Annotated in this window: 7 protein-coding genes; 2 read left to right on the top strand and 5 right to left on the bottom strand. The window is 71.8% G+C overall.

From position 1 onward, the window contains the following. Nucleotides 1-248 (top strand): endonuclease/exonuclease/phosphatase family protein (locus F8279_RS28550; protein ID WP_368668845.1); only part of this gene is annotated, 248 nt, incomplete at its 5' end. Nucleotides 249-251: 3 nt separating this feature from the next. On the opposite strand, the gene F8279_RS28545 is transcribed toward F8279_RS28550, so the two are convergent. Further along, entirely contained in the window at nucleotides 252-1,118 is an 867-nt protein-coding gene (locus F8279_RS28545) for a bifunctional 5,10-methylenetetrahydrofolate dehydrogenase/5,10-methenyltetrahydrofolate cyclohydrolase (RefSeq protein ID WP_151501593.1), read from the bottom strand. Between the two features lie 93 nt (nucleotides 1,119-1,211). Beyond that, nucleotides 1,212-2,231 (bottom strand): hypothetical protein, encoded by a 1,020-nt coding sequence (locus F8279_RS28540; RefSeq protein ID WP_151501592.1) that lies wholly within the window; start codon nucleotides 2,229-2,231, stop codon nucleotides 1,212-1,214. A 125-nt stretch (nucleotides 2,232-2,356) separates the two neighbouring features. On the opposite strand from F8279_RS28540, the gene F8279_RS28535 reads away from it, so the two are divergent. After that, complete coding sequence (locus F8279_RS28535) at nucleotides 2,357-3,379, top strand: beta family protein (protein ID WP_151501591.1); 1,023 nt, start codon at nucleotides 2,357-2,359, stop codon at nucleotides 3,377-3,379. On the opposite strand, the gene F8279_RS28530 is transcribed toward F8279_RS28535, so the two are convergent. The 3 genes from F8279_RS28530 to F8279_RS28520 form a co-directional block, all read right to left on the bottom strand. Beyond that, nucleotides 3,369-4,364 (bottom strand): tyrosine-type recombinase/integrase, encoded by a 996-nt coding sequence (locus tag F8279_RS28530; RefSeq protein WP_151501590.1) that lies wholly within the window; start codon nucleotides 4,362-4,364, stop codon nucleotides 3,369-3,371. The genes F8279_RS28535 and F8279_RS28530 overlap by 11 nt on opposite strands. A gap of 524 nt (nucleotides 4,365-4,888) precedes the next feature. Then, nucleotides 4,889-5,617, bottom strand: coding sequence for a hypothetical protein (locus F8279_RS28525; protein ID WP_151501589.1), 729 nt, complete (start codon nucleotides 5,615-5,617; stop codon nucleotides 4,889-4,891). Nucleotides 5,618-5,773: 156 nt separating this feature from the next. After that, the coding region (locus tag F8279_RS28520) for an MFS transporter (RefSeq protein WP_151501588.1) at nucleotides 5,774-7,044 on the bottom strand (1,271 nt) is incomplete at its 5' end.

The raw sequence follows: 7,044 nt of genomic DNA, 5'->3' as shown, positions 1-7,044 counted from the left end.
TGCGCACCCTGCCCGCACCCCGGATCCTGCTCGGCGACCTCAACCTGCCCGCCGGCCCCGCCGCCGCGCTCACCCGCTGGCAGCCCCTGGCCCGCCGCCCCACCTACCCGGCCGGGCAACCCCGCGTCCAGCTCGACCACATCCTCGCCGACCGGCACGGCCTCGACCGGCTCCCACCCGTCACCGCCGTCCACACCCCGCTGGCCACCATCTCCGACCACCGGCCCCTCGTCGTCGACCTCGGCTGACGCTCAGCCCAGACCGCTCTGCCGCCGCGCCGCCTCCACCGCGTTGCGGAACAACATCGCCACGGTCGTCGGACCCACCCCGCCCACACGCGGCGTGATCGCACCCGCCACCTCGGCGCACGACTCGTCCACGTCCGGCAGCAACCGCCGCCCCTCGTACCGCACGCCGCCACCGACCACCACCGCACCCGGACGCACATGCTCCGGCCGCACGATCCCCGGCACCCCCGCCGCCGCGATCAGGATCTCTGCCCGCCGCGTGTACCGCGGCCAGTCCGCCACCCCCGTGTGCACCACCGTCACCGCCGCGTTCGCCGTCGGCCGCTTCTGCGCCAGCAACATCGCCAACGGACGGCCCAACGTCGCACCCCGGCCCAGGATCACCACCTCCCGGCCCGCCACCGGCACACCGTGGAACGCCAGCAACGCCTCGATCCCCGCCGGCGTACACGGCAGCGGACCCGGCAACCCCAACGCCAGCCGGCCCATGTTCACCGGATGCATCCCGTCCACGTCCTTGTCCGGATCCAGCACCGCCAACGCCCGGTCGTAATCCAGGTGACCCGGAATCGGGTACTGCACCAGCACCCCGTGCACCGTATTGTCCGCGTTGAAATCCGCCAGCACCGCGTGCAGATCCGCCTGCGACGCCGACGCCGGCAGATGCATGTGCGGCGACACGAAACCCAGCTCCGCCGCCTGCCGTTGCTTGATCCGGATATAACCCGCGCTCGCGTCGTCGTCACCCACCAGCACCGTCGCCAGCGCCGGCGTCACCCCCGCCGCACGCAGCTCCGCCACCGACGCGGCGACCTCCGACAAGACCCGCTCCGCCACCGGGACACCCGGCAGCAACCGCGCAGAAGACATACGACACCTCGCCCGCGGAGGCCCAGGCGGTCGACCCCCACGACGAGCTCCCCGATGGTTCACCCATCCCCGTGCCGCCAGTCGCGTTCCCCCTCAGCCTGCCACAGCCTCCGCCGCCACCGCATCCACCACCGTCTGCCACCCCGGCAACGCCGCCAGCAAACCGTCCGCCCGCCGCCGCCGATCCGCCGCCGACGCCACCCCCAGATCCGCCAGCACCGCCCCGAACGCCCGCTCCCGCTCCGGCGCCACCGGACCCAACACCACATGACACCGCGCGTACGTCACCAGCACCCAGAACATCGCCTCCCGATGCCGGCCCGCCTCGACCAGCTCAGCCGCACCGTCGAACACCAACGGACGCCCCGCCGCACCCAGATCCGCCCCGAACGCGAATTCCTCCCGCGGCAACCGCGCCACCTCGTCGAACACCACCGCCAACCCGGCCAGATGCTCCCGCACCCGCGCCGCGTCCACACCCGCCCCGCCGCCGTCGAGCGTGTCCAGCAGCTCCGGATACCGATCCGCGAACCCGAACCGCGACAGCACCCGCTCGGCCCGCACGTACCGCCGCCGCACCGTCGGATCCGCCAGCCCCGCCACCGCCGGCCACACCGCCAGCAACGACGTCGGAAACACCCACGCCAGCACCTGCTCCGCCACCGGCGCCGAACCGCGGTCCGCCCGCAACCCGGCCTCGATCCGCCGCCGCACGCCCGCGCACCGCGCCCGCACCCACACCGGATCCGCGAACCCCGCCGCCACCCGCTCCCGCACCGCGGCCAGCCGGCCCGACGGATCCGCGATCACCCCATCGGTACGGAACATCGGCGCGAACACCCACGACCCCAGCACGTCCTCCGGGCCACCCAACTCCTCCCACGTGACAGTGCTGACCTCCAGCAGCACCCCCCGGTGCACGAACTTGCCCACCTTCGCGCCGACGTTCCAGCGCACCAGTAACACGTCCACGTCCGACCACACCGGCAGCAGCGCGTCGTCCGGCAACCCCACAGTCGACCCGCTGAAGAACGCCCCCTCGATCGACGGATCGACGCGCATCTGCTCCCGCACCCACCCGACCGCCACCGCCCGTGCCGCACCAACTCGCATCCCGCCGATCCTGCCAGCCCGGCAACGCCCACACCCGCCCTCATTGACACGGAAGGTTGTCGATCGGACACAGAACGTGGAACATCGATACAAGTGACTGTCGTCGAATCGTGTGGGGCGATGCAATGGCGGGCTACTATCCGATCCTCAAAGGCCGAAAAGCCGAATTCCGGGCCCTCGACCACATCGCGGATGAGTTGGTGCCGCACATCCTCCCGATCTTCGACGTGCCACCGTCCGACCAGGGTCCGATCAAGGCCGCCTCCGCCTTCAGCCAACGCGCGCAGGAATCCATCCCACGCGACATGGCCATCGCTGTCGACGTGCGTCACCTCCCGGAGCCCACCACCGGTATCCGCCGACCACTCCAGGACATCGCCGACGACCTGCACCGATGGGGGATCCCCGCCCTGCCCGTCGCCCACCTGCACGACACCCCCGCACAACTGGCGGACGTCCGTGACGCCGCCGCCCCGTACGGCGGCGTCATACGGCTCCCCGCCGACCACACCGAACCGGACGCGGCCGAAACCGGCGCCCGACTGAGTCACGTTCTGTCCGCCACCGAACTGCATCCCGAGGACTGCATCCTCATCCTCGACGTCGCTGAGGTGTCCTCCGACCGGGACCTCACCAGCGCCGAACCCTTGGTCCGTAAACACCTCGCATGGGCCCGGCGCCATCCCTGGAAGACAGTCGTCGTCGCCGCGGGTGCCATGCCCGCGAACATCTCCCACGTGCCGGCCCACACGGCCACCCCGCTGCGCCGGAGGGACTTCGATCTCTGGAAGCGGCTACAGGAGCACGACATCCAGTTCGCCGACTACGGCATCACCTGTCCCCGCATGAGCTCCGGAGCACGCGGGCCGGCACCGAACATCCGCTACACCCACCACGACGCCTGGTGGGCCTACCGAGGCACGCGCGACGGCAACGGCAACATCGGCATCTACGACATCTGCAAGGCCCTTGTGTCCGCCGACCACTGGCCAGCCGCCGGACGGCACCTCTCCTGGGGAGACGAACAGATCGTCCTGCGCGCCGCCGGCCATGCCGGGACCGGCGTCGCCACGGATTGGATCGCTTGGGGAACGTCACACCACCTGGCGTACGTGACCGCTCAACTCGGCCTGACCACTACCGCTTGAGCAACCCCGACAACGCCCGGTTGGTGCGGTTCGCCGCCACCGCCGCCCGCTGCTGACCCGCCGTCACCTCGATGTACGTCTGCGACGACGCCAACGACGCGTGCCCCAGCAACCGCATGATCTCAGCCGCGCTCGCTCCGTCCTCCGCCAGCCGCGTCGCGAACGTGTGCCGCAACGCGTGCAACCGCGCGCCCCGCGGCACCCGGTCACCGATGCCCGCCCGCCGGTAACACGACTCCACCAGGTACTGCAGCCCACCCCGCCGCAACGCCTCACCCTGACGGTCCACCAGGAACGGCGCGTCCGGCCGCACGCTGCGCGACCCGAACCGGTGCCGCCGACTGTCCAGATAACCGGCCAGCACCCGGTCCACGGCGTCCTCGATCGGCACCGTACGCGGCCGCCCGCCCTTGCCCGCCACGTCCACCCGCCGCTCGCCGGCGCGCCCGGCCACCGACGACACCCGCAGCGCCAGCAACTCCGACAACCGCAACCCCGCGCACAACGCCAGCGCCAGCACCGCCAGGTCGCGCTCCGGCCACGGATCACGCTGCCGGCCCTCCGCGCGCGCCACCGCCGCCAGGAGTTCCTCCGGGGTGTCCTCGCCCCGCAGCGGCTTGGGCCGGGGGAGAGGCGTGCGGGGCCGGCCCACCGCAGGCATCGGATTTCCCGGTACGACGCCCTCGGCGACCAGGAACGTGAAGAAGCTGTTCCACGTCGACCAGGCGCGATGGACCGACGCGGCGGCGCGGGGAGCGGCGAACCGCGCGAACGCCGCGCGCATCACGCGGGGGGAGAGGGCGCTGACCGCCAGCCGGTCCAGGGGGAGGGGAGTGGTGTCACCGTCCGCCGCCACCAGCTCGGCCACTGTGGTCAGATCCCTCCGGTACGCGGCCAGGGTGTGCGGTGAGGGCTTACGGGTGGCCCGGGCGGTGAGAAACTCCTCGATGAGAGCCCTCACCCTTTCGTCCGGTTTGTCATGCATAAGGGATATTATGCATGATTCTCGCGTTCCCACCAGGAGCACCACCGGGGGAGAGTGGCGAGCCTCCACATCCGGCCACCGCCCCCGCCGCACCCGGGCCGCCCACCTCGTCGATCATGAAGTTGGCGGCGACAAAACGGGCGCCGATTGCCGTCAACTTCATGATCGACGGAGCCTGGGGTGGGGCGAGTGGGCGTAGCCGGGGTGGGTTGGGCGTGGAGCGCTGAGTGCGGGGGGCACTCCAGGGCTACGGAGTCGCCGCGTGCGAATGACGGCGCGACCGGTGCCCGCGCCGGTGGATCAGCACCTCAGCGCTGATCACCTGAGGCGGGCTCGGGCCGCTCACTGTGGCCGAATGAGTGTGCCGGCGCCCGCGCGTCACAGCGTTTGCAAGCCACGCAAGGGAGTAGGTGTCCTATGAACGCCGGTCGCTCCTGGCGGTCAGCTCGCTATGGGGTGCCCGGGGAGGCCCGCCTCCTCGTTACTTGACATAATGTACATTATCGAATCCGGCGACGGGGTGCTCAGCCAGGCTTTATGTCCTCCGCGCCGAGCGCGTCCGACATCGCCTTCAGAACCTTGTCCATCCGTGGCCGGCCACTGGCGGCCGGCTCCTCGGACAGTCGTGCGAGCGCCGCGTCGACCTCTGTCTTGAGCGCCTGCCGCTGCGCCGCGTCGCCCGAGTCGAGCGCCTTCTGGACTCGCGGCGTCAGGTCGGACAGCCAGCTCAGTGCATCCAGGTCCGGCAGGGCCCCCGACCGTTGCGGAGCCCGCTGCCGGGCGTCGGTGAAGCGGCTTCCCCCGAAGTGCGCCAGCGCGGCAGCGACCTCACCCGGCGGCTGTTGCACCTGGTCGAGATCGAGCAGCACCAGGGCCAGCCGGCCGTCGACCGGGCTGCGGCCGGTGAGCCGACGATCGATCGTCGAGGCGGTGGCCGGCACCAGCAACACCGATGCGGCTCTCTGCTTCCGGCCGCCCGGCGGTAGCGGCTGGTCGAGGACGACAGCCTCGATCTCGGCCCACGCCACCAGCCGGTCGATCCCGGCGACCCGCAGGTCCAGCCCGTCGGCGCCGATGCGGAACCGGAACGGCCTGAGCTGGTAGGCGACGAACACGCCGGCCGCCAGCATCCAGAGGCCGACAAAAGCCCACCTGACGGTCGACGAGGGCGTGAGATAGAGCAGCGGAGCCATGCCGACGAGGAAGATCGCGAGGCCGCTCCACAGCGTCTGTCGGCTTCTGCGCAGCTCCATGGCGGCACCTCGTCCCTTGTGGCCTGTCCCGGGAAGGCTCTACATGGTGGCACGGGCGATGCGCTCTCGTGATCATCCGAACGTTCCGGCGTGGTCATGAGGAGTGGGCCCGTCGACCGGCGCCTCTCCCCTGCGCCGGCCGGCGCGACGATCAGCTCAGACCGGCTGCGGGTCGCGGTCCTCGGCCTCGCCCGCCTCCTGGACGTCCTCGACTGACCGCAGATCGGGCATGGCGCGCACAGCGGGCGCGAGTGCGGCGACGACGGCGAGCGCCAGCATGACGGCTGCGAAACTGCCGAACACCATCGGGGCCGGTACCCGGTCGATCAGCAGACCGGACAGCGCCGGGCCGAACGGCGCGACGATCAGCGCGATGAAGCTGGTGGCGGCGTTGGCCCTGCCCTGGAGGTCGCCGGGGGTCAGCAGCGTCTGCAGGGTCAGCATGCTGATGTTGGCCGCTGGTACGACGAGGACGCAGGCGCCGGCCAGCGCGCCGAGGACCAGTCCGTTGTCGGTGGTGGCCATGGCGGCGGTCAGGATGCCGCAGGCCCAGACGACCGCGAGGATCAGCCAGCGGGTGGGTATCCGGGCGGTCAGCCAGGACGCGACGAGTGACCCGGCGACGGCGCCGAGCCCGACGCACGCCATGACGGTTCCGGCGGACAGGCCGGAGGCGCCGTTGCGGACCGGCACGACGATGATCGCCAGGAGCACGCCGGCGAACGCGAAGTTCAGGACGGCGCCGCTGAGCAGCGTGAACCGCAGTGAGGGGTGGCGCCACAGGAAGCGGACACCGGCGACCGCCTGCCGGGGCAGGGACTCCCCCGGCGTGGTCAGGGACCGGCCGAGCGGGCCGCGCAGCAGGGCCACGGCGACGAGGGAGACGGCGTAGGAGATCGCGTCGACGAGGAACGGCAGTGCCGGGGTGAGGCCGAACAGGAAGCCGCCGAGCGGCGGGCCGGCCAGGTGTACGACGCCGTTGCGGGTTTCGTTGAACACGGTCGCCGTACGCAGGTCGCGGGCCGGGACGACGGCGCGGGTGGCTGCCGCGGCGGCGGGTTGCAGCGCGGCGCCGAGACCGGCGGTGGCGGCGGCGAGGACGGCGATCAGCAGGACCGGTGCGTCTCCGACGAGGGCGAGCGCGGTGACGCCGGTGACCGCGAGGAGCGCGCCGCCGTCGCAGCAGAGCATGAGGATGCGCCGGTCGCGGCGGTCGGCGAGCAGGCCGGCGGGCAGGAGTACGAGGACGAGGGCCATGCCCTCGGCGAAGGCGACGAGGCCGGCGTCGGTGGCGGAGCCGGTCATCATCAGGACGAGTAGCGGTGTGGCGACGGCGGTGACCTGGGTGCCGAGTTTGGAGGCGGTCCGGGCGACGGTGATCAGGAGGAAGTCGCGGTTGTGTCGCAGGCCGGTGGGCGGCATGGGGG

This window comes from Micromonospora sp. AMSO1212t (genome assembly GCF_008868145.1).
GTDB classification, from domain to species: Bacteria; Actinomycetota; Actinomycetes; order Mycobacteriales; family Micromonosporaceae; genus Micromonospora; species Micromonospora tulbaghiae.
This window is presented reverse-complemented; position numbering and strand designations above follow the sequence as displayed.